Here is a 21399-nt window from a genome sequence, read left to right as displayed (position 1 = left end):
CCTGCTGGATCGAAGCGATCGGCCGCCTCCGTCAGCAGGTCGTTGATGTGGCTCTGCAGGATGGTCTGCAGCAGATGCGGGTCGACGCTGATCTCGGCAGCGATCAGGCCGGAGACGCGGGCGGGCCAGTTCAGCAGCGCGTCGCGCATCGTGCTGCCGATCTCGTCGAGCGCGGCGTTGGCCTCAGTGACATCGAGCAGGCGGCGCTTGGTCTCATCCAGCGAAAGGCGCTGCGCCTCCACCTTCAGGGCGAGCTGCGCGACCTTCAGTCGGGCGAAGGGCGTGCCCTCCGCGCCGGCGCCGCTGGCCAGGGGTGAGCGGGCGGGATCGGCGGTTTCGGTCAGGCGGCGGCGGGTCTTGTCGATGTCCCACTGGCCGTCTGGTTCGCGGGCGATGCGGCCCGAGCGTTCGGCCTTGTGGATGGCGGTGTCGCTGACGCCGAGGCGCCGCGCGGCCTCGCGCGTGGAGGCGGTCATTTCCGGCATGGCGGCGACCTCCCGCCGCGCGTGATGGCGATGCCGGCCTTGTCAGAGGGGACGAAGGGCGCGCTGGCGGGCGGCTTCAAATGCGATGATGGCAGCGGGCCAATCCAGCGTGGCGCCGTCGCCGAGCATCTGCACCGGTGCGAGGACCACGCGGCGGCGCGACCAGTAGTTCCCGTCCAGCGTCGCAAGCCAGCCGGCCAGCCCCTGCGCTACAAGCGCCGCGGCGGCGGCTTCGACCTCGGCCTCGCTGGGCGGCGCGGCGCGGCCCATCGTCACGTGCCGGCCATCCTGCGCCAGGATGATCCAGCGTCGCTCGGAGGGCATCAACCCTCCTCCTTCTCTGTCTGGCAGGTCGCGTAGTCCACCGTGGCGAAGATCCCACGCCCGTCACTGGCGGTGCAGACCTGGATTGTCGCGCGGCCCACGCTGTCTTTGCTGCGCGGTGCGGTGGCGAGAAGCTGCTGCCAGGCGGCGCTGTCCTGCGGGCCTTCGGCGGTCAGGTGCGGGAGGATGGTGGTGCTCATCGTCGTCTCCGTCTGGCGGGGCGGGATGCCTTGCGCGTGACGGACGATTCGCGCTGTGTCGGAGCGCAGCCAAGTGGAATGATCGATGTTCGCTGCAGGTTTTCGATGGTCGCTGCAATGCCCGATGTGCATCATGGCGCGACGAGCAAAGGACGACGGACATGCCACAGCGGAGCGCACCGAAAGACATCGAGAAGATGATCTACGAGACGGCCAAAGCGCTGGCTCTGGCGGGGAATGGTGTCGGCACACCGCGTGTCGTGAAACTGTACATCGATGATGCGCGCGAGGTGCTGCGGGGCGTTGCCAACGCTGCGAAGCGTCAAGGATGGACAGTGGATGAAATGGTGCTCGCCCTCGATCCCCCGAAGCCAAAATTGAAGCCCGGAGAACGGCATCAGGGCCCGCCGCTTGCCAGCAGCGAGCCCTGACCAATCCCGCCCAGGCTCAGCCTGCCAAAGCGTAGATGGTGTAGGAGCCTTTGGCGCCCGTCTTGTTGGGGCCAACCTGGCGAATGCGATCCCGAACCTCGACCGTGTGGCCCTTCTTCTTCAGCCCCGCCATGAAGCCGCGCACCGTGTTGCTGTTCCAGCCGGTGGCCTCGGCGATCTGCGCGACTGTCGCACCCTCGGGCCGGCGCAGCATCGCCAGCACCTGCTCCTGCTTCGTGCCCTCGCGCGGCTTGCGCGGCGCGCTGGCGTCCCGCGGTGCGCGCGTGGGCTTGCCGGCAAGCAGGCTGCGCAATGCCGCCATCGGCGCGTCCAGCGCGCCGATCAGGTCGCCATCATGCGTCCCGAAGCGGGCAGCCTGATCGTCCCAGGCGGCGAGGATGGCCGCGGCGGTGTCGCGCAGGCTGGTGCGCGCCGTGGTGGTCCGCGCCGCGAGGGCCTGGTCGAGCATGGCGATTTCCTCCGTCAGGGGCGCGGCCTGGGCGGGCTCGGCGGCGGGCGCGGGGCTTTCCCCCGGCGTGGTGCCGGCCGCCACCGTGGGCGCCGTGTCGGCCACGCTGCCCTCGATGCCGGAGCAGTCGGGCTCGCCGGCCTCCGCGTCGCCCTCGTTCGGGTCGATGCCGATGGCGCGAAGCCCCTCGTCGGTGATGCGCGCCACGATCCAGGTCCCATCCTCGTCCTGGCGCCAGCCCAGCCCGACATGCTCCCGCGGGGCGTTGATCTCGGTGAGCAGGTTGTTCTTGATGAGGCTGCGGAAGACCGCGTTGCGGGCCGCGGCGGGTAGGGTCTTCGGCGCGCGGGCGAGGCCCATCTCGTGCTGCGCGGCGGCGCTGAGGATCACGCGCTGGGTATCGGAAAGCTTGGTCATCGTGGTGGTCTCCGGTTCCGGGTGCCGGTCATCGGCCCCTACTGCCGGGAGCCCCGCCGGCGCTGCCGGTCGGGGCGGTGCGGAAGTGGCCCGCGTCAGCAGGCGTATTCACCGCGGCGGAAATGCTGGTCCGCGATGTCCTTCAGCTTCGCGGTGGCATCCGAAAGCCAGGCTGCTTCACCCCAGAGCACCGTCTCGGGGTCAGCGCCGAAATGGTCTGCGCTGGCCTGGGTGAGCTCCGCGAGGAGGGCGTCGAATTCGGCCTTCTTCGCGAGGAAGGCCGCCAGGCTGTTTTCCTGGTTGCGGGCGGCGCGGGCTTCGCGGTCGGTCATGGTCGTCTCCGTCGTGGTGCAGGGCGGGGCGCTCTGCGTGTGACGGACCATTCGCGCTGTGACGCGCACGAGCCAAGCAAGATGCAGCGTTATCTTGTTGCTATAATTGGGCTTTCTCGATCATCAATCGCGCCGCTGCGACATCGGCAAAGATGCGATCCTCGCCCTCCAGCACCGCGGCTTCGCCAGTCGTCTCCTGCCAGCGCCGCACGATCACGTCGGCATAGGCGGGATCGATCTCCAGCAGCACAGCGCGGCGCCCCGTGCGCTCCGCCGCGATCATCGTCGTGCCCGACCCGCCGAAGCAATCCAGCACCGTGTCGCGCGGCTTGCTGCTGTTGCGGATGGCGCGCTCGACCAGTGCCACCGGCTTCATGGTGGGGTGCAGATCGTTGCGCGCCGGCTTGTCGAAATGCCAGACGTTCCCCTGGTCGCGCGCCCCGCACCAATAGTGATGGCTGCCCTGGCGCCAGCCGTAGAGCATCGCCTCGAACTGCTGGTGGTAGTCGGCACGGCCGAGGGCAAAGGTGTTCTTTGCCCAGATGATGGTGCTGGACCATTTGCCGCCGGCCTCCTGCCAGACGCGATGCAGCGTGGGCCATTCGGAGGAGGACATGCAGACGTAGCAGGCGCCCTTGGTGACCGAGAGCAGATTGGCCAGCGCGGGACGGAGGAACTCGGGAAAGCCACCGCCGAGCGCGTCGTTGGCGATGGTCATCTTGGCGGCGGTGCCGCCCTCGTAGGCCACGTTATAGGGCGGATCGACGAAGCCCATGTCGGCCAAGTGGCCTGCGCCGAGGGCGCGCTGGACGTCGATCAGCTTCGTCGCGTCGCCGCAGAGCAGCCGGTGCTCGCCGCAGCGCCACAGATCACCGGTCCGGCTGACGGGCACCGCGGGCGGTGGCGGCGCATCGTCGGCATCATCGCCGAGACCAGCATCGGCAGCTGCTAGCAGCCGGTCGAGCTCCATCCCGGAGAAGCCGAGCACCTCGAGGTCGACCACCGCCTCGTCGCGGATGCGGGCAATCTCGGCGGCCAGCAGCGCTTCGTCCCAGCCCGAGTTCAGCGCGATCTGATTGTCGGCCAAGCGCAGGGCGCGCGCCTGCGCCGGGGAGAGATGACCGAGCCGCAGCACCGGCACGGAGGCGAGCCCGAGCTGTTTCGCCGCCATGACGCGGCCATGGCCGGCGATCAGCACGCCTTCGGCGTCGACCAGCACCGGGTTTACAAAGCCGAACTCGGCGATGGACGCCGCGATCTGTGCCACCTGCGACGGCGAATGCGTGCGGGCGTTCTCGGCATAGGGGACGAGCCCAGCCACCGGCAGCGACGAGACGACGAGATCAGGCTGCATTGGCGGTGATCTCCATCCGCACCGCGGCAATGGCGTCGTAATCGCGCCCATCTTCGGCGAGGGTCACCGGCAGCTCGGGATGGAGCATCCGCCAGCGGGCGATGGCCAGGTCGACATAGGCAGGCGCCAGCTCGATCGCGCGCAAAGCCCGTCCGGTTCGCTGACCTGCCAGGATAGTGGTGCCCGAGCCGCCGAACGGTTCGAACACGACCTCGCCCTCGTCGGTGTAGGTGCGCATCAGGAATTCCGGCAGCACGACTGGGAACACCGCGGGGTGCTCCGTCTCGATGCCGCGGCCCTTGTGGCGGGTCAGGCGCAGCACGTTGTCGGGGATCCGGAAGTCCTGCACCGGCAGCCCTGCATGCTGATATTCCGAGATGGTGCCGTCGGCGGCGCGCAGCCCGCTGCCCTTGTTCGGCGTGCCGGCCCATTTGCACGGGACGATCTTGTTCGCCTGGCGCGCCTGCCGATTGAAGTGGAAGACGAACTCGAAAGCCGGCGCGAGGCGCCCGTTCCAGTCGCCGGGCAGGCCGGGTCCCTGGTCCCAGGTGTACAGCCCGAAGCGGCGCCAGCCGCGGGCGCGCATCCAGTCGAGCCAGCCCGACCAATAGGGCTGCCATTCGTTGTCGCGGTGGATCAGGCCGAGGTTCACCAGCACCTGGGCGTCCGGCCGCATGGCCGCGTCGAGATGCTGGAACACGCCCTGCATGAGGGCATCCCAATCGGTGCCGCCGCCGGTCGTGTAGTCGCGCTGGTTGCCGTAGGGCGGGCTGGTGAACAGCAGCGCGGCACGGTCCTCGCCCATCACGCGCGCCACGCTGGCGGAGTCTGTGCTGTCACCGCACAGCAGACGATGCTCGCCGAGCAGCCAGAGATCGCCGGGGCGGGTGACGGCCTGGCGCGGCGGCTCAGGCTCGGCATCGGCGGGGTCGTCCGCCTGCTCCGTCTCAGTGCCCGCCGCGCCAGTGCCATCGCCCCCCTCGGCGGGAACCGCGGACAGAGCCTCGGGCGCGTCGCCGTCGGACACGGCATCTCCAGCCGCCGCGAGGATGTCCGCGAGCTCATCCGCCGAGAAGCCGAGCGCGCCGAGGTCGATGTCCTGCGCCGCCTGCACCGCGGCCAGCGCATCACGCAGCAGCGCTTGGTCCCAGGTGGCATTCTCCGCGATGCGATTGTCGGCGAGGCGCAGCGCCTCCTTCTGCGCGGCGGACAGGTGGCGCAGCACGATCGTCGGCACCTTGGCCATGCCGAGCGCGGACGCAGCTTCCAGCCGCCCGTGGCCGGCGATCAGCACACCGTCCTCGTCCACCAGCAGCGGGTTGGTGAATCCGAAGGCCAGCATGCTGGCCTTGATCTGCTCCAGCTGCGCGGCGCTGTGCACGCGGGCGTTGCCGGCATGCGGGTGCAGCTCCGCCACCGGACGCAGCAGGATCTTCGCCGCCATCCATGGGAGCGTCATCGGGCCATCCGGATTTGGGAGTGGGTGCAAACCATGCGGCCCGCAGGTGCAAACCTGACGCGGTATGGTTTGCGGGTTATCTGGCTGATCGCACGGGGAAAAGGCTGCAAACCGCAACCCTGTTTTATGGCCTGGCGCTAGCGACCTTGCGCGCTTCCGCCCCCCGCATACAGCGGGGCCAGGAAGGACCCTGCGGCTCGAGAGCCGCAGTGGCTGATCAGCGGGTCAGTGGCTCGGGAGCCACTTGGCTGCGGTCGCAATTCAACGACTGTCGAAACACTATCCCTTCTGGTTCCGGTGCCGCAATCCGGTTTCATCGACGCCGCGACTGCGTGGTGGACAATGTCCATACAGACTCGTAGAACCAGCCCCGGAGGCCACCATGCCCACACCCGCCAAGCGCATCACCACCCCAACCCGACGCCCCGCAAAGGCCCAGCCCGCCATCACCGTCGGCGCGATCAACATCCGCGTCCGGCCCGAGGAGCGTGCCCTGATCGACCAAGCCGCCGTGCTCTCGGGGAAGTCGCGCTCCGAGTTCATGCTGGAGGCTGCGCGCCGCGCTGCGACCGACGCCATTCTCGACCGCACGCTGTTCCGCACCCAGCCGGCCGCGTACGCCAAGTTCCAGGCGCTGCTCGACGCGCCGCCCAACCCAAACGGCCGGCTGCGCAAGCTGCTGGAGACCGCGCCACCGTGGGAGTGAGTGCCGGCCGGCTCAGCGCCCCGGCGCCGCTCGACGACACGCACGACCTGGCGATGTTCGATAGCGGCGAGGCCACGCTCGACGACTGGCTGCGGCGGCGTGCGCGGGCGAATCAGGCGGCCGGCGCCTCACGGACCTTCGTGGTTTGCAGCGCTGGCTTCGTGGTGGGCTTCTACTGCCTGGCGGCAGGGGCTGTGGCCGTGACCGCCGCTCCCGGACGTGTAAAGCGGAACATGCCAGACCCGATCCCGATGGCTGTGCTGGGCCGCCTGGCGGTGGACCGCAGCCTGCACGGCCAGGGCATCGGGCGGGCCCTGCTGCGGGATGCGGTCCTGCGCGTGCTGCAGGCCAGCGAGGTGCTGGCGGTGCGCGGGGTGTTGGTGCAGGCCCTGAACGCCGACGCTCAGCGCTACTACCAGGCCTGCGGCTTCACGCCGTCACCGATCGACCCGATGACGCTGATGGCCACAATGACGGACCTGAAGGCCGCCCTGGGCTGAAGCTCACGCGGCACGCTCCCGCGGTTGCAGGCCATAATGGGACGCCAGGACGCCGAGCGCCGTGAGCAGGATGCCCTGCGCCTGGACGTGATGGACCGGACGGCCCGACCACCCCTGCCGCATCGCCCATTCGCGCAGGGAACACTCGAGGCCAAGCACGTGCCACAGGCAGCTTCCGCCGGCGCTGTCCGCGCCACCGAACAGGTCCAGGGCCGCGGCCAACCGACGCCGCGCAACAGCCTGGCGTTCGCTCAGCAGATCGCCTCCGCCACCCTGGATGCGCAGCAGCTGCGTCGTTCGCATGCCGTCCAGCGCCGCGAGGCGGAAGGTCACACGGAACATCGCCCCGGCCTCGTGCATCTGCGGCGTGATGCTGCCATTGGCCAGCATCAGCCCGAGCGTGTCTACGGCACGACGATGGGCGACGGGTGAGCCCGTGTCCGGATCCGCGTCGCGGACCGGCTCGGAGAAGCCGCCGTGTTGGAGACGCCACTTCGAGGGCTTCGCCAGATCATCCTGCTTCGCCTTCGCCGCCTTGGGCTTTCGCTTAACGGCCATGATGGTTCTCCCCGTTGCGACGCCCCCAGCGCCGGTTGGCTTCGTTGGTGATGGCCTGGCGCAGCCAGTCGTCGGTGATCTCGGCGACAGGCAGGGCGGCAACGCCATGGCGATGCCAGGCGGCAGCCCGCATGGCGTTGACCTCGGTGTCGTTCGTCGGGCTACGCGTCCCGCGGTCCAGGCACGAGCGGGGCGGCAGCGGTGCGCCGTGCATGCTCATGCGCGGCCTCCCGTGTGGTCAGTCGCCCAGAGCAGCAGAGCGATCGCATCCGCCTCGTTGTCATCGGCCGGAGCGAAGCCGCGGGCCTGCATGGCGGCGACCATCTTCGCCTTGTCGGCGTTGCCCTTGCCGGTGGCGTAGCGCTTGATCGTGCCGACCGGGACGCCCTCGTAGGGGACGTCGTGCTCCTCGCACCAGGCGGTCAGGGTGCCGAGGAAGCCGCCGTAGATGTGCGCCGCGTCGGTGCCGGCATGGGCGCGGACTTCTTCGAACACGATCCGCGCCACGCCGCCGGACAGGTTGGCGAGCTCGGCCAGCCATCCGCGGAAGCGCAGGAAGCGCATTCCGCCGCCCTCGAACCTGGTCGGCTTGAAGGTCATGGTGCCCGAGGTGATGCCGCCATCCGCGCTGCGCACCGCCCAGCCGGTGGTGGTGCCGAGGTCCAGGGCGAGGACCGCGTGGTGCGCCAGGCTGATCGTGGGCGGGAGGGCGATGGGCGGGCCGCTTGCATGGGCGGCGGGCATGGTGAGAGTCGCGGGTGCCATGGTGGTCTCCGAGAGGGGATGATCTTGGTGAGGGCGGCGACGGCGCGGTTCTTGGCGGAGCTCGCCGTCGCTGCCCGGCTTGGGGTGGATGACCCTGGGGGGGGTGGCCCACGCGCCCAACCCGGTCGCCCGAGGTGTGGTGTGCGCGCGCCGTTGAGGCGCGCACGCACACCCCCCGTAGGGGGGAGGCAAAAAACCGAATCTGCCAAACTGCTCCTAGGCACTGATTTCAAATCAGAAAAAGAAGATTCGGAGCAGTTTCGGACAGATTCGTTACGCGAAACTGCTTTCGGCCAGAAGCCGCTGATCTGATTGACGAAAAACAGACTCGCAGTTTCGGCAGGGGAGCAGATTCGGACCGAAACTGCGCAGTTTCGGGAGCAGTTTAGGGCAGTGCGAAGTCGCATCGAGAGGGCCATCAGGCGGGCTCCTCGGGGTCGTGCAGCACCCACACCTCGGGGTTCTCGACCTCGAGCAGCGCCTCGCTCCGGGGGCATTGGAAGTGGCTCGGGAGCACCCGCACGGTGGCCGGGATGATCTCGCCGGTCTCCGGATCAATGGTCTCCTCGCCGGTGCCGAGGAGCATGTCCTGGACAACGAGATAGCCGTTCTTCGACTTGGTGTAGGGCTGCCCTAGGTCTCGGGCCTCACGCCGGTACTTGATGTAGCCTTTCATGGCGAGGACACCGATCCGCTCGCGGATGTTGTCCTTGCCGCCGAGCCCGCGCTTGTTCTCGAACTTCGACGCAAAGGCGTTGGCAGTGCAGAGCCGGCCTTCCTCCGCCTCCTCGGCGATCAGGCGCAGGATCACGTCGTGGCGGCGCGTGCGCTCGGCATCGAGCTTGCGGCCGATGTCTTTCCTGACCAGGCGCTCGCCCGTCCGGTCGAGCTCGACCCAGGCGCCGCCGCGTTTGTCGACCAGCATCGGCTCGAGGCCCGGCCCATTGCGGAGCTCGACATGCAGTTCGCGCTCGGTTTGCTCCTCATCGGGGCGGAACAGGATGGCGCCAGAGGTGTAGTAGCCGCGCAGCGCACTGGCGCCCGAGAGCGACAGGAAGGGATCGTCCTTGACCTGCTGCTTGCTGAGCTTCTTCGTGTGGTGGGCGAGGATGATGCCGGCTTCGGGGGCGACCTGGTCGCGCAGCGCCTCCACGCGGCCCTGCAGGAAGAACATCATCGCCGCGTTGTCGTTCTCCCCTTCGCCCGCGGGCCCGCCATCGAAGAGGTTGCGGATGGGGTCGATGCAGATGATGTCGGGCGGCGCGTCGGGGAATGCGGCGCGGATGGCGGCAGCGACGAGGGGAACGCCCTGCTCGTCGAGCAGCATGCGCAGCTTCGGGGTGACGACGAGGGTGTCGCGGGCGCGGGCCACAACGGCGGGGTCGAGCCGGAGCTGCTGCAGGCGCTCGCGCAGGTAGTGGTACTGGATCTCAGCCTGCAGATAGAACACGCGCAGCGGGCGCGGAGCCGTGAAGCGCAGGAAGGGTGCGCCGGCGGCGGCGTGCACCAGCAGGCTGATCAGGAAATCGGATTTGCCGACCTTCGGCGCGCCGCCGAGCACCAGCATCCCGCCCGGGGTAAGCAGGCGCGGCCCGATCAGGTCGTCCGGCATCGGCGAGGTGTCGTCCAGCAGCGCGCCCAGGGTGTGCGCGGCGATGGCGCCGGGCGGCGGGGCCGCGGCACGGAGCAGGGGCGGCCCGTTGCGGTCGACATGCAGGGCCCAGATCGCGTCGGCCTCCACCTTGAGGCGGTCCAGCGGCCAGGCCGGGCGGAGGCAGGCGGCATTGTATTGGCAGATCGCCTCCCAGCCCTCGTCGCCGGTGATACGGCCCTCGTGGACCATGCGAACGAAGTGCCCAATGGCCGCGCTGGCGCCCTGGAAGCGCGTCCATGCGTCCTGGCTGCCCTCGCGCACCGGCGTGGTCAGGACGGCATCGAGGCCGGGGCGGTTGGCGCCAGGGGCAGCGGTGGGCGCCTCAAGGCCGGGCATGGTCGGCATGGTGGCGACGGCCGCGGCGAAGTCGGGAAGCTCCACCTCGACCCTGGGGTGGTGCTCCCGGATGGTAACGCGCCGCTGCACGCCATGCTTCTGGTGGACGGTGCCAGGCACGCGGATCGGCTGGTGCGCGGAGCGGAAGTGAAGGTCGCCGCCAACCTTCTCCGCGATCTCGCCGCGCAGCGCGCAGAGGCGGGCCAGATCCTCGCCCTCGGCCGGCTCCGTCAGCCGCCACCAGGCATGCAGCTTGGCGGCACCCTCGGCGGTGCGGCCGCCGCTCTCGACCAGCAGGGTCGGCGCGCCCAGGTGGTGGACCAGATGCGCCAGCTTGGCGGCGATGTCGCCAGCGTCGAGGTCGACCACCACGGTCTGCATCTGCAGCACATGCTCGGCGCGGGCCTGGCCCTGCTCGGCGACGGTGCCGGGGATGACATAGACGGCGCTGCCCTCACGCGCGGCCCAGGTGGCATAGGCGCTGAGGGATGCGGCGGCGTGCCGATCGGCCGGCACCCAGATGTTGTGCGGCTTGGTGTCGAGGCCCTGGCCCTGGTCGACGAAGCCGCGGACGGGGATCAGCCCGTCGCAATAGCCGAACACCACGTCGAGGAAGGTGGCGATCTGCTCGATGTCCGGCGCGATGGGCCCAGCGGCCGCCGGCATCGGTTGCCCAGCACCGGGAAGTCGATCGAGGGCGACCTGCCCAGCGGTGGGAAGCTCGCTCAAGCCCTCATCCGGCAGCGGCGCGGCATCGTTGAAGTCGCCCCATGTCGTCATGCAGGCAGCGCCCAGCACCGTTTGGCCCAGGGGCAGAAGCGGCACTCGAAATGGTCGGCCTGGGCGGCAACGCGGGGCAGAAGCTCGCCGCCATCCGTCGCGGCCAGGATGCGTACGGCGCGATCGGACATGCGTTGCGCCAGGTCAGCGTTGAATGGCACCAGCTCGTGGTGCAGCTCCGCTGTGTCCTTGTTGATGGCGGTGAAGAGCGCCGGATTGTCCGCCACGCCCGGGACGCTGGCGTCCATATAGGCCTGGTAGACCGCGATCTGCGCCGCATAGATCGGCTTGGCTGCCGCGACGCCTTTACTGGACGTCTCGCGCCAGGCCTTGGCGTTCATGGTCTTGCATTCCCACAGCGCCGGGAACGCCATGCCGGGGATGGTCGGGCCGCCTGCGAAGACGCCATCGACATGGCCACGGATGCGACCACCGGCGACCGAGAAGCCGAACTGCTCGCCATGCTCGCCACCGCCGCGACGGGTGTAAAGATCGAAGCCGGCGCCCCGCAGCCAAGCGACAGCGACGTCCTCCAGCGCGTGCCCGATCCCGAAGATGCGCAGCAGCCGGCCGTCGAAGTCGGCACCCTCATCCTTTGGGGCCTGCACGAACTCGAATTGCAGCGCCCGTTCGCAGGCATGGCCGAGGCGGGAGCCGCCCAGGTAGCTGCGCGGCGGTGTCGCCTGATTGGCCTTGACCAGAGCAGCGTCGATGGCGGCATTCACATGCGTCGAGGTCTGGCTGCGGCTGTTGAAGTCGAGCATCAGAAGGGCACCTCCGCCGCCGCGGCCTGCCGGGCGATCGCCTGCATCGCCTCCTGGAAGCCGCCGACGGCGACCTCGATCAGCGTCAGCACCTGCGCCTCGCTTAGATCCTGGAAGCGGGTGTCCCAGCCGATCTCGGCCATCGTCTCCGCGACGCGGCGCATGGCGGCGCGCATCGCCGCCTTCTCCTGCTCGGTGAGGTCAACCATTGCGGATGACCTCCCCGCCAAGCGCGACCAGAAGCCCTGGCAGGCGATGCAGCAGAAGGAGACCGAGGGCCGTGGCTTCTTCCGCGGCGCCGGGTCGAACCAGCCAAAGCCACGCGCCGGGCGGGAGCAGACGGCGCAGGGCGGTTCCGGGGAGCGGGCCATCGATCATGCGGCCTGCCCCAGCGCCGCGGGCTGGGCCCTGCGCACGAGATGCTGGATGGCCTGGCGGTTGAACTTGAAGGTCAGCAGCGCCGAGGCCTGGTACCGGGTCATGCCGAGATCGGCCCGTGCCGCCGGGGGCAGATGGGTCAGCTGGCGTTCGGTCGGCGGCTCCCGCAGCCAGCGCCGGCTCTTGTGGGCGCTCTCGTCCGTCTCGTAGGCGTTCAGCCAATCGTCCGCCGCGGCCAGCGCTACCAGCCGCTCCCCGATGGACAGCAGGCGGGGCCGCTCCTCCTTCGCCCCGCCGACCGCGTGCCAGGCGCCGTTCAGGAAGAAGATGCCCGCCCAGCCGTTGAAGCCATTTGCCAGCAGGGCGGCGTCATCGCCGAACAGGTCGCACCATTGGAAGGCGGAGCGACGGAGGAGATCGATCTCCGTCATGATGAAGTCCGCCAGCGGCGCTGTCTCGCGGCCGCGCGGCTCGAAGGCGTGACCGCAGATCGGGCATTCCATCACCGCGATCGGCACCTCAGCATCGCAGGAGGGGCAGGTCTTGGTGGGCGGCTCACCTTCGCCGGGCTGGCTGTCGAGATCGACGTCCTGCTCCAGGCAGCCGTGGATCTGTGAGGAGGTGCCGAAGTCGAGCACGATGCAGTCGCGCTTGACGATGCCGGGATGCTCGGTGGGATCGACGGTGCGCAGGCCGCGGCCGACCATCTGGATCATCGTGCACTTGAACGAGCTGGGCCGCAGCAGCACGACACAGGAGGTGGGGGGATGGTCCCAACCCTCGGTGAGCACCGCGACATTCACGACGATGCGCGCCTCGCCCTTGGCATAGGCGGCCAGGACGGAACGCCGCTCGCTGTCCGGCATGTCGCCGGTCACGACGACCGTAGGGACGCCGGCCGCGTTGAAGGCGGCAGCGACGTGCTCGGCATGCGCGATGGTGGAGCAGAAGACCACGGTCTGGCGGCCGCCAGCCTTCTCCTGCCAGTGCTTCACCACCGCGTCGGTCACTGGCACGGTGTCCATGACGCGGGCGACCTCGCCCATGTCGAAGTCATCGCCGCTGCGGCGCACCGCGCGGAGCTCGTCCTGCACACCGACATCGATGATGAAGGTGCGCGGCGTCACCAGGTGCCCGGAGGCGATCAGCTCGCCGAGCCGGATCTGGTCGGCGACGTTCGAGAAGACCTGCCGCAGCCCGACCTTGTCGCCGCGGTTGGGCGTCGCCGTGACGCCGTAGATCCGGCAGCCCGGGTTCCGCTGCAGTGCCCGATCGATGATGCGGCGATAGCTGTCGGCGATGGCGTGATGCGCCTCGTCGATCACCAGCAGGTCCAGCGCCGGCATCGCCTCGAGGTTCGCCTGGCGCGTCAGCGTCGGCACCATGGCGAAGGTGACCTGGCCGCCCCAGGATTTATGGCCGGCATCCACCACCGAGGTGGAGATGTCGGGGTTCACGCGGCGGAACTTCGCCAGGTTTTGCGCTGTCAGCTCATCCCGATGGGCGAGGACGGCAGCCTTGGCGGCGCTGCTGCCGATATGCTCGCCCACCGCCGCCGACAGCATGATCGTCTTGCCGGCGCCGGTCGGGGCGACGCCGAGGGTATTCCCGTGCTGGCCGAGCGCACGAAGGCTGCGCTCGACGAAGAGCTTCTGGCGGGGGCGGAGCATCATGCTGGTGCGGCCCTCCCTCAGCGCGCCCAGGCGGGGCGATTGTCGGCTCCAGCCGCCGGCGGGGTGCGCGGCACGGCGGCAGGGAAGGCGCCCTGCGTCGGGGCCGCGGGCGGCGGAGCATAGGTCTGCGCCGGCGGCGCGTAGGCGGGCCCGGGCGCGCCCGCGTGCGGCCCCATCGCCGTGGCATAGGCCCGGTGGTCCGGCGTGACCGCCATGCGGATTTCGTTCTTCGGCTCGCCGTTGGCGTCAGTGCCGGTATCGATCTTGGCGAGGAACTCCAGCCCCTCGAGGTCCGCGAAGCCGCCAATGCGGCGCGCGGCCTGGGCCTGCGGCGAGGCGTCCTTATCGGAGATCCCGCGGGCGGAGTTCAGCATGCCGCGCACAAAGCTGCGGCCCATATTCCCCCAGTCCGGGCCTTTCGGGCTGTAGAGGCCGACCAGCGTGAAGATCTTCCGCTTCGCGTAGGGGCCCTCCAGCACGGTGAACTCGCCGTTCAGATAGACGGCGCCGGTGCTGCCGCGCGTGGCGTAGCCGCCCGTCCAGCCTTGGCTCGGATCGTCGAAGCCGCCGGGGCGGATCGTCAGGCGCACCTTCGCGATGGTGCCCTTGGGAATCAGGTTCGGGTTCTGCGAGGCGTCGTTGTAGTCATTCCAGGAAGCCATGCGGGATCTCCTCGGATCAGGTGTTCGGGGTGTCGGAGGGTGCGGCCAGCGCGAGCGGCGGCGGAGGCAGTGCGAGACGTTCAGCGACGGGGCGCGCAGGGCCGCGGATCTTCTCGAACAGCCGGCCGAGATGCGGCTCCTCGACCAGGTCGAGCCGGCCGCTGCGATCCTTCGCGGGATAGCCCCAGGGATTCAGCGTCTGGCAGATCAGCGCGCGGCGGAGCGCGCCGGCTTCATCCTTGATCGCCGCCAGCGTGAGCACCTCATCGACGATGCCGGGCAGCTCGAGGCCGGTCTTGCTGCCGTCGATCTGGGGCACGAAGACCTTGCGATTGAAGTCGTCGAGCTTCTCGTCGAGGATCCCGACGAAGATGATGTTCTTGCCGCGCGTGTGCTGCAGATGCGTCAGCCAGGCGATCATCTCGCGCCCGTGCAGACCGTAGGCGCCGCGGATGTCGGGCTTGCCTGTTTTCTCGGCGAAGGCCTCGGGCTGGCCGCGGCACCACTGGAAGCAGAGGCGGCCCGCGACGGTGATGCTGTCGATGAACACCGTCTCGTAGCGGGTGAGCAGGGCGGGATCGCCGAACTGCTCGCAGACGGCGGCGTAATGCGCCGGGGAATAGGGCTGGTCATCACGCAGCGCCGGGTTCGGGCCGCCGATGAAGGCAGCGAAGTCACGGCATTCCTGCCAGGTGCGCGGGCGGATCGTATCGCCGCCCCAGCCCTCGACCGCGAGGTCGCCGGCCTCCAGGTCCATGAACAGCGTGGTGCTGGCGAGCAGGGTCCAGAGCAGACTGGTCTTGCCTTGGCCGCTGCCCCCGAAGATGCAGGCCTTGACGCCACGCGGCTCGGCCTGCCGCTCGTCGGCGGTGATGATCCGGAAGCCGCGCCCCGGCGGCTGCGTGAAGGGCGCGCTCATTCGGCGACATCCACCATACGGGCGGCGGCGGCCGTCGCGTTGACGGCACCGACGGCACCGGCGCGGCGCGCCAGGTCGTGGATCTGCCGCAGTGCGTCGGCCTTGCGATGCAGCGCGACCGACTGGCGGAACAGCGCCTCGGCGGCGAAGGCCACGTCGTCCACCGTTGCCTGCGCGACCGGCTTGGTGATGACCGGGCTGCCGCCCGGGCCGGTCGGCACCTCGATGATGTCTGGCAGCATCTTGAGCCAAAGCTTCTCACGCAGATGGTCCAGCGGGGTCCGCGGCGTCATGCCGTTCTCCTGGTTGTGGGCGGTGGGGTGGGTGCTGGGCGCGGTGCCCGCGTGGGTCACGGAAGCCGTCACGCGGCGACGCTCGTCGGCTTGGCCGCCGCCAGGACCGAGGCCAGCGTGCCGGCGCGGCTGCGCGCGCGGGGCCGGGCGATGGCGAGGTAGGTGAAGTCGCTTTCGCCCATGCGGCGCTGGACGAGGTGCACCAGCCCGTCCTCGGCCAACTGCAGGGCGCGTTCGGCGACGCGCAGCAGGGCGCGACGCTCGGCATCCGGCACCGTCGAGGTGAGCGGCGAGGCGTCGACCGCCAGGAAGCCGCGGTGATAGACGATGCGGTCACCAGGCACGGCGGAGCCGTACCAGGTGCAGAACATCGTCTCGGTGAGCGGCGGCTCCGCGATGCGGAAGCCAATGATCGTGCTGTCCATGTTGAGTATTACCCAGCCTCCCGCAAATCCGTCTCACGCCGCCGCCGGGATGCCGGCGACGAGCAGGCGGAGCCGCAGCTCGCGCAGGTGGCGGTAAAGGGTGGCGCGCGATGTCGGGCTGGCCTTGGCCAGTTCGTGCGGAGAGCGCTCGGTCAATTCGGCGCAGAGGGGGAGGGTCTCGGCCGGCAGCGTGCCCAGCGCGCGATCGAGATCGATGCGGCGCTCCACCGCCGCGAAGGCGTCGGTCGGTTGGCCAAGCCAGGCGCCATAGCCGTCCGCCTCGGCGACGCTGTCGCCGATGGTCAGGCCCTGGCCGCCGGGCTGCGGGTCATCCAGCGAGATCGGCGCCATGGTGGCGCGGCCGCGCAGGATGCGCTCGGTGAGGCGGATGGCGCGGTGGTCGAAGCAGGCGGCGGCGAAGGCGCCGAGGTCGCCGCGAGCCGGATCGAAGCCCTTCAGCCGGGCAAAGAGGTCCGTCAGCAGATCCTGGCGGAGATCTTCTTGCTCATGGCGGGGGATCCGGCAGGTGCGGATGATGCGCAGGGCGACACGGTCGGCGCTACGCTGCAGGGCATTGGTTTCGGGGCGGGTGGGGGTGAAGGGCATCGGCTGGTCCTGTCCATCGGGTGGCGATGGGGACAGCCTCGTGGACGGCGCGCGTCCTGGCCTTTCGGCAGTCTATCGGTTCCTATCGGTAGTCTATCGGCCAAGCTGGCGGGGGCAGCGAATGCTCAGTCGACGAATACCCTGCGCTTCTCGATCGTCAGCGCGTAGCCGCCCTGCCGGTCATTGCGAACCATCTGCCCTTCGCTGTCCGCGGAGGTACCCGCAGCGGTACGGAGGGCTGCGCGAATGCGGCTGATCGACACCGCGACCTGCTCCTGCTGTGGCTGCCGGTCTTGATCCTTGCTCTTGGCGAGTTCCTCAAGGAGTGCGTCAGCCGGCACGATTCCGCGGTCGGTGCTTGCCTCGCGCGCCAGGGCAATGAGCACACGGAAATGCCGCGGTTCCAGGTCAAGCGCCTTGCGATGGAAGAGTGCCGTGCCCGCGTGCTCGTCGATCTCGAGGGCATCAGGCGGGCGCTGCTCTGGAATTCCCGCGCCCGCCAAGCGCAAGGCCAAAGGCACGACGGCCTCTTCGTCCAGCAGCCCTATCGCGGCGACGACCGGGATTCCTTCCAACTCCAGCCGTCGGCCAACATCGAGTGCTAGATCGCGCGCCACAGGTGTCACAATGACCGGCCGTATCCCGCTGCTTCGCCCCTTCAACGCCAGGGCTATGTCTAGGGCATTGGCGTTGCCAAAAAGCCGAACGAGATAGAAGGCCCTGCGATGGACGTCGCCAGGCGGGCGACCGAGGTGAAGGACGCGGTTGGAGAGCCTCTCGAGTGGCGGGCCTACCAAGCCTGTGGCGCGACGCATCTGAGCACCCACTACGCCAAAGTCGATGTCGAGCCAGCGATGCCCACCCGAGGTGATACCTTCGATAACGAGTTCGCCGTTGTCGCCGAAGCCGGTACGGCAGAGATCGAGGTCATCTTCTGGCCGCCGATACCGCAGCATGCCCGCCTGCCGAAAGGCCGTGAACGCGTCTCCAAACGGCGCTAGTTCGGCTTCCGGCAGGGCACGGATCGGATGCCGGTCAAGCTGCCGAAGCAACAGCCGGGAGAGCTGGAGGTGACTGGACAAAGCCGTTCTCGCGCAGATGCTGGAAGATACGTGCCTCAAACATGTGGTCGCGGAAGCTGGCCACATTATTCGGGCGAATGGTCACGAGGACATCGCGCTTCCGGCCATCGACCTCGAAGCGGAGCAACAGCTTGATTGTCTCGATCCGCAGCACGCCAAGATCGATGTCTGGCACCATCTCATAGAGCCGCGCCAGCGCATTCTCCGTGTCGCGCATGCTGAGCGACCACGGCGAGCCGCCGCGCCCGGTATGTCCCTCCTCTGCCTCGTCGACATCGACCTGCTTTACAAAGACCTCCTTCAGGTCCTCGTCCCAATCATTCTTAAATTTCCACGGCGCACCGCCAGACCGAATGGGCGCAAGCGTGTAAAGCCGATCGCTGCCTGGTCCGGCGAAGAAGTCAGGATCGGCAAGAAGGTGGGTGGCGAACAGCCGCACCAGCTCGCGGCGTTCGACAAGGCTTCGCGCATTGACCTTGATGTGCCCTGTCCTTGGATCAAAGCTGATGGCGTCCAGCGTCATCTCGCGGATGGTTCTGACCTTCTGCTCGCCTTCCTCCTCGACGGTGGTGGTCACGGCGTTCATGCCGTGCTCGATCAGGACGTTGATGAGGCCCGCTTCGGGGTACCAGTGGATATCGCAGATCCGTCCCAGGTACCGTTTTGCGAAGAATACCGAGCATGCCGCCTTGAAGGCGCCCTGGGCCGCGGCATTCTCGTTCAGCACAACGACGCCGCGGCGGGCCCCCACGAGACGCAGTGGAGAGGCGGCGAAGAAAGCCTGGCGGTGAACCGCGCGCTCAAAGATGCCGGGGTGGCGAAGGTAGGCCCGAAGCGCGAGATGCCGCGGTGTCAGATGCTTGCCGTCGCCCGGCGCAGCGAGTTCGCTCTCCGGGACGAGCGCAACCCCTTTCTCGTCCGCAATCTCCTGCAGGGCACGCGCGCCATTCGGAGTGGACAGGGTCAGGATGCAATGCAAAGCATCCAGGAGCGCATCGGGAAAATCTTCGCCGCCATCCTTGAACAGGATGAAGAGCGCATCTCTCCGCTCAGCCTCGTCGGCTGGTAGAGTAGTCCAATCGAACTTCAGTTCGGCGGCATACGGCGCCAGAAGCTCCTGGAGCAGATCGAGATCTACTGTGCGCATGAATGCGCGATTTACAAAGTTCCTGACATTCTTCGCCAACCTGGACTCCGCGCAATGTGTTCGCCATGCGTTCTATCAACCCAGGCGTGCGCCTGTCGAATCGATTCTGCACTCGGTGAGACGGATTCCCGCGTGCCTGGGTAAATGGTGGGGGTGGCAAGCGAACCCCTCCGCCCTGCGGCCAATCCCCACCACCCGCCGCACCTCCGCGAGGTCTGCGGCATCCTCGCCGCCGGCCTTCTGCGGCTGCGCAGCCGCGCTGCCGAGGAAGCTGCGCGCGAGGCGGCGGACCAGGGAGAGCGGTTACTACCCTTTTCGGCGCCCCAGCGCCTGCATGCGAACCGGACCAACCGGAGACCCGCATGACACGCGCTACCAAACCCAAAGCCGGCACCCCGCCGGTGCCAACCATCCCCGCCATCCCACCAGCCGACGTGCTGGGCCGGCTCGCGGCCCTGAAGATCGCCGACACGCCGGACCTGAAGCAGCAGTGGCGGGAGCTCTTCGCGGCCGAACCGCCGCCCTACAACCGGCGCTTCCTAGAAAGCCGCCTGGCCTACCGGATCCAGGAACTGGCCTATGGCGGCCTGAAGCCCGAGACCATCCAGCGCCTCGAGGCGCTGGGCGAGCAGCTTGACGGCGGCAACCCCGTCCTGCGGCGCATCCGCGGTGACGACAAGCCGATTACCGGCACGCGCCTCATCCGCGAGTATCAAGGCGTCGAGCACAGCGTGACGGTCCTGCACGACGGCTACGAATATCAGGGCCGTCCCTACCAGTCGCTCTCCTCCATCGCACGCGCCATCACCGGCACGCGCTGGAATGGTTGGCTGTTCTTTGGCCTGAAGAACCGGAGGGCCGCGGCATGAAGCGCAAACCCGCCGCCGACGCCGCGATGCCGGCCACGGTCAGGAAGATCCGCGCCGCGGTTTACACGCGCAAGTCGAGCGAGGAAGGGCTCGACATGGAGTTCAACTCCCTCGATGCCCAGCGCGAGGCCTGCGAAGCTTACATCACCAGCCAGCGGTCGGAGGGATGGGTGCTGATCCGCGATCGCTACGACGATGGCGGTGTGTCCGGCGGCACGCTGGAACGGCCGGCGCTGCGGCGGCTCCTGGCGGACATTGAGCGCGGCCTCATCGACGTGGTGGTGGTCTACAAGATCGACCGGCTGTCGCGCGCACTGATGGATTTCGCCAAGCTGGTGGAGGTGTTCGACGCGAACAGCGTGACCTTTGTCTCTGTCACGCAGTCGTTCAACACGACCACCAGCATGGGGCGGCTGACGCTGAACATCCTCCTCAGCTTCGCGCAGTTCGAGCGGGAGGTCATTGGCGAGCGCATCCGCGACAAGGTGGCGGCGTCACGCGCGCGCGGGATCTGGATGGGCGGCTTCGTGCCTCTCGGCTACGACGCGCGCGATCGCAAGCTGGTGGTAAACGACGCCGAGGCGGCGCTGGTGCGCCGCATCTTCGAGGGGTTCGTGGAAACGGAATCCGGCACGAAGCTGGTGCAGAAGCTGCGCGCCGAGGGCGCCACCACGAAGCGCGGCCGCGCCTTCACCAAGAGCGACGTCTACCGGGTGCTGAGCAACCGGACCTTTCTCGGCGAGGCGACGCACAAGGGGAAGTCGCACCCCGGCGAGCATGCTGCCATCGTGCCACAGGCCATGTGGGACGCGGCGCACGCTTTGCTGGCGATCAGTCCGAAGACACGCGCCAACCGCACGCGCTGCCAGACACCCTCGCTGCTGCGCGGGCTGATCTTCGGGAGCGATGGCCGCGCCATGTCGCCCACTCACGCGCGGGGGCGCCGCGGCCAGCAGTACCGCTACTATGTCAGCCAGTCCGTGTTGAAGGGCAGCGCCGCGGACGGGCCGGCCATCGCGCGTATTTCCGCTGCGGAGATTGAGGGCGCGGTCATCGGGCAGGTCCGGGGGCTGCTGCGCCAGCCGGAGGTGGTGTTGGGCGCATGGCGCGCAGCGCGGGCCTCGGCGCCGGATATGACGGAGGACGAGGCGCGCCTGGCGCTGGAGCGGCTGGATCCGCTGTGGGAGGAACTCTTCCCTGCGGAGCAGGCGCGCATCATCCGTCTCCTGGTCGACCGGGTGGACATCGGACCTGGGGGTGCCGACGTGCGGCTGAAGCTGGAGGGGCTGGCCAGCCTGGCGCGGGACCTCGCGGCGCCGCCGGCCGAAGCGGCGAGGGCAGCGGCATGACCGGCGCCGCGCAGATGCTGACTGTCCGGGTGCCGCTGGTGGTCCGGAAGCCGCGGGGCGGGCGGAAGCTGATGATCGCGCCTGCCAGTACCACGAACCGGGGGGCCTCGGCTGGGGACACCACGTTGATGAAGGCGGTGGCCCGGGCGTTCCGGTGGCGGCGGATGATGGAGGCGGGACGCTTCGCCACCATCAACGAACTGGCGGCAGCCGAGAAGATCAACTCCTCCTACGTCTCGCGCCTCCTCCGGCTCACGCTGCTGGCGCCGGGCCTCGTTGAGGCGATCCTGGATGGGCGGCAGTCCGAAGGGATGACGCTGCCGGGGCTGATGGAGCCGTTTCCGGTGGAGTGGGAGCAGCAGAGACGCCGTTTTTGAAGCGCCCGACTGGTTAAGATACTAGCGCATGCTAGCGTTGGCCGCCCGAATCTGGCATCCTTTGGCAACCCTTACCCCGAGGCGC

27 protein-coding genes are annotated in these 21399 nt (G+C 68.8%); 6 read left to right on the top strand and 21 right to left on the bottom strand.

Annotation, left to right across the window (positions count from 1 at the left end):
- The 3 genes from BM041_RS26555 to BM041_RS26545 all read right to left on the bottom strand — a co-directional run.
- The coding region (locus tag BM041_RS26555; protein WP_092962937.1) for a MerR family transcriptional regulator at positions 1-485 on the bottom strand (485 nt) is incomplete at its 3' end.
- Between the two features lie 42 nt (positions 486-527).
- Positions 528-809, bottom strand: coding sequence for a hypothetical protein (locus tag BM041_RS26550; protein WP_092962936.1), 282 nt, complete (start codon positions 807-809; stop codon positions 528-530).
- Positions 809-1009 carry a hypothetical protein gene (locus BM041_RS26545; RefSeq protein ID WP_092962935.1) on the bottom strand — a complete coding sequence of 67 codons (201 nt, stop codon included), beginning with the start codon at positions 1007-1009 and terminating at the stop codon, positions 809-811. Before BM041_RS26545 ends, BM041_RS26550 begins: the two co-directional genes overlap by 1 nt.
- A gap of 197 nt (positions 1010-1206) precedes the next feature.
- Between BM041_RS26545 and BM041_RS30240 the strand changes: the two genes are divergently transcribed.
- Positions 1207-1440 carry a hypothetical protein gene (locus BM041_RS30240; RefSeq protein ID WP_139226195.1) on the top strand — a complete coding sequence of 78 codons (234 nt, stop codon included), beginning with the start codon at positions 1207-1209 and terminating at the stop codon, positions 1438-1440.
- A gap of 16 nt (positions 1441-1456) precedes the next feature.
- Here the strand turns inward: BM041_RS30240 and BM041_RS31610 are convergent, their stop codons facing one another.
- From BM041_RS31610 to BM041_RS26525, 4 genes are all read right to left on the bottom strand, one after another.
- Entirely contained in the window at positions 1457-2326 is an 870-nt protein-coding gene (locus BM041_RS31610; RefSeq protein WP_245762282.1) for a DUF3489 domain-containing protein, read from the bottom strand.
- A gap of 95 nt (positions 2327-2421) precedes the next feature.
- Positions 2422-2658, bottom strand: coding sequence for a hypothetical protein (locus BM041_RS26535; RefSeq protein WP_092962934.1), 237 nt, complete (start codon positions 2656-2658; stop codon positions 2422-2424).
- A 100-nt stretch (positions 2659-2758) separates the two neighbouring features.
- The gene (locus BM041_RS26530; RefSeq protein WP_092962933.1) at positions 2759-4012 is read right to left on the bottom strand and encodes a site-specific DNA-methyltransferase; all 1254 of its coding nucleotides are present in this window, start codon (positions 4010-4012) and stop codon (positions 2759-2761) included.
- Positions 4002-5456 (bottom strand): site-specific DNA-methyltransferase, encoded by a 1455-nt coding sequence (locus tag BM041_RS26525; RefSeq protein ID WP_245762281.1) that lies wholly within the window; start codon positions 5454-5456, stop codon positions 4002-4004. Before BM041_RS26525 ends, BM041_RS26530 begins: the two co-directional genes overlap by 11 nt.
- A 397-nt stretch (positions 5457-5853) precedes the next feature.
- Between BM041_RS26525 and BM041_RS26520 the strand changes: the two genes are divergently transcribed.
- Both BM041_RS26520 and BM041_RS26515 read left to right on the top strand, forming a co-directional pair.
- The gene (locus BM041_RS26520) at positions 5854-6177 is read left to right on the top strand and encodes a type II toxin-antitoxin system TacA family antitoxin (RefSeq protein WP_092962931.1); all 324 of its coding nucleotides are present in this window, start codon (positions 5854-5856) and stop codon (positions 6175-6177) included.
- Positions 6168-6677, top strand: a complete 510-nt coding sequence (locus BM041_RS26515) for a GNAT family N-acetyltransferase (protein WP_245762280.1) — start codon at positions 6168-6170, stop codon at positions 6675-6677. Before BM041_RS26520 ends, BM041_RS26515 begins: the two co-directional genes overlap by 10 nt.
- 3 nt (positions 6678-6680) lie before the next feature.
- Here the strand turns inward: BM041_RS26515 and BM041_RS26510 are convergent, their stop codons facing one another.
- From BM041_RS26510 to BM041_RS26445, 14 genes are all read right to left on the bottom strand, one after another.
- The gene (locus tag BM041_RS26510; protein WP_092962930.1) at positions 6681-7235 is read right to left on the bottom strand and encodes a DUF6456 domain-containing protein; all 555 of its coding nucleotides are present in this window, start codon (positions 7233-7235) and stop codon (positions 6681-6683) included.
- On the bottom strand, positions 7225-7455 hold the full coding sequence (locus BM041_RS26505; RefSeq protein ID WP_092962929.1) for a hypothetical protein: 231 nt from the start codon (positions 7453-7455) through the stop codon (positions 7225-7227). Before BM041_RS26505 ends, BM041_RS26510 begins: the two co-directional genes overlap by 11 nt.
- Positions 7452-8000, bottom strand: a complete 549-nt coding sequence (locus tag BM041_RS26500) for a crossover junction endodeoxyribonuclease RuvC (RefSeq protein WP_092962928.1) — start codon at positions 7998-8000, stop codon at positions 7452-7454. The genes BM041_RS26505 and BM041_RS26500 overlap by 4 nt, the downstream gene beginning before the upstream one ends.
- Positions 8001-8418: 418 nt before the next feature.
- Positions 8419-10770 carry an AAA family ATPase gene (locus tag BM041_RS26495; protein ID WP_092962946.1) on the bottom strand — a complete coding sequence of 784 codons (2352 nt, stop codon included), beginning with the start codon at positions 10768-10770 and terminating at the stop codon, positions 8419-8421.
- On the bottom strand, positions 10767-11534 hold the full coding sequence (locus BM041_RS26490; RefSeq protein WP_092962927.1) for a hypothetical protein: 768 nt from the start codon (positions 11532-11534) through the stop codon (positions 10767-10769). Before BM041_RS26490 ends, BM041_RS26495 begins: the two co-directional genes overlap by 4 nt.
- Entirely contained in the window at positions 11534-11743 is a 210-nt protein-coding gene (locus BM041_RS31605; protein ID WP_092962926.1) for a DUF6511 domain-containing protein, read from the bottom strand. The genes BM041_RS26490 and BM041_RS31605 overlap by 1 nt, the downstream gene beginning before the upstream one ends.
- Before the next feature lie 165 nt (positions 11744-11908).
- Complete coding sequence (locus BM041_RS26480; protein WP_092962925.1) at positions 11909-13585, bottom strand: DEAD/DEAH box helicase; 1677 nt, start codon at positions 13583-13585, stop codon at positions 11909-11911.
- A gap of 17 nt (positions 13586-13602) precedes the next feature.
- Positions 13603-14247: a hypothetical protein gene (locus tag BM041_RS26475; protein WP_092962924.1), complete on the bottom strand. Its 645-nt coding sequence runs from the start codon at positions 14245-14247 to the stop codon at positions 13603-13605.
- Between the two features lie 16 nt (positions 14248-14263).
- Complete coding sequence (locus BM041_RS26470) at positions 14264-15166, bottom strand: ATP-binding protein (RefSeq protein WP_092962923.1); 903 nt, start codon at positions 15164-15166, stop codon at positions 14264-14266.
- Positions 15163-15531, bottom strand: coding sequence for a hypothetical protein (locus BM041_RS26465; RefSeq protein ID WP_092962922.1), 369 nt, complete (start codon positions 15529-15531; stop codon positions 15163-15165). The genes BM041_RS26470 and BM041_RS26465 overlap by 4 nt, the downstream gene beginning before the upstream one ends.
- Positions 15528-15884, bottom strand: a complete 357-nt coding sequence (locus BM041_RS26460) for a hypothetical protein (protein ID WP_092962921.1) — start codon at positions 15882-15884, stop codon at positions 15528-15530. The genes BM041_RS26465 and BM041_RS26460 overlap by 4 nt, the downstream gene beginning before the upstream one ends.
- Before the next feature lie 33 nt (positions 15885-15917).
- Positions 15918-16490: a sigma factor gene (locus BM041_RS26455; protein WP_092962920.1), complete on the bottom strand. Its 573-nt coding sequence runs from the start codon at positions 16488-16490 to the stop codon at positions 15918-15920.
- A 125-nt stretch (positions 16491-16615) separates the two neighbouring features.
- Positions 16616-17542 (bottom strand): helix-turn-helix domain-containing protein, encoded by a 927-nt coding sequence (locus tag BM041_RS26450; protein WP_217648852.1) that lies wholly within the window; start codon positions 17540-17542, stop codon positions 16616-16618.
- Positions 17526-18758, bottom strand: a complete 1233-nt coding sequence (locus BM041_RS26445) for a hypothetical protein (RefSeq protein ID WP_139226193.1) — start codon at positions 18756-18758, stop codon at positions 17526-17528. The genes BM041_RS26450 and BM041_RS26445 overlap by 17 nt, the downstream gene beginning before the upstream one ends.
- A 323-nt stretch (positions 18759-19081) precedes the next feature.
- On the opposite strand from BM041_RS26445, the gene BM041_RS26440 reads away from it, so the two are divergent.
- The 3 genes from BM041_RS26440 to BM041_RS26430 are packed head-to-tail and all read left to right on the top strand — an operon-like array spanning position 19082 to position 21314.
- Positions 19082-19588: a DUF2924 domain-containing protein gene (locus tag BM041_RS26440; RefSeq protein ID WP_092962917.1), complete on the top strand. Its 507-nt coding sequence runs from the start codon at positions 19082-19084 to the stop codon at positions 19586-19588.
- Positions 19585-20937 carry a recombinase family protein gene (locus BM041_RS26435; protein WP_092962916.1) on the top strand — a complete coding sequence of 451 codons (1353 nt, stop codon included), beginning with the start codon at positions 19585-19587 and terminating at the stop codon, positions 20935-20937. Before BM041_RS26440 ends, BM041_RS26435 begins: the two co-directional genes overlap by 4 nt.
- Complete coding sequence (locus BM041_RS26430; protein ID WP_092962915.1) at positions 20934-21314, top strand: hypothetical protein; 381 nt, start codon at positions 20934-20936, stop codon at positions 21312-21314. The genes BM041_RS26435 and BM041_RS26430 overlap by 4 nt, the downstream gene beginning before the upstream one ends.
- Positions 21315-21399 lie beyond the last annotated feature (85 nt).

This window comes from Falsiroseomonas stagni DSM 19981, assembly GCF_900114315.1.
In the GTDB taxonomy this organism is placed as follows: Bacteria; Pseudomonadota; Alphaproteobacteria; order Acetobacterales; family Acetobacteraceae; genus Falsiroseomonas; species Falsiroseomonas stagni.
Note: the sequence above shows the minus strand (reverse complement) of the source record. Positions and strands in the feature narration are given on the sequence as shown.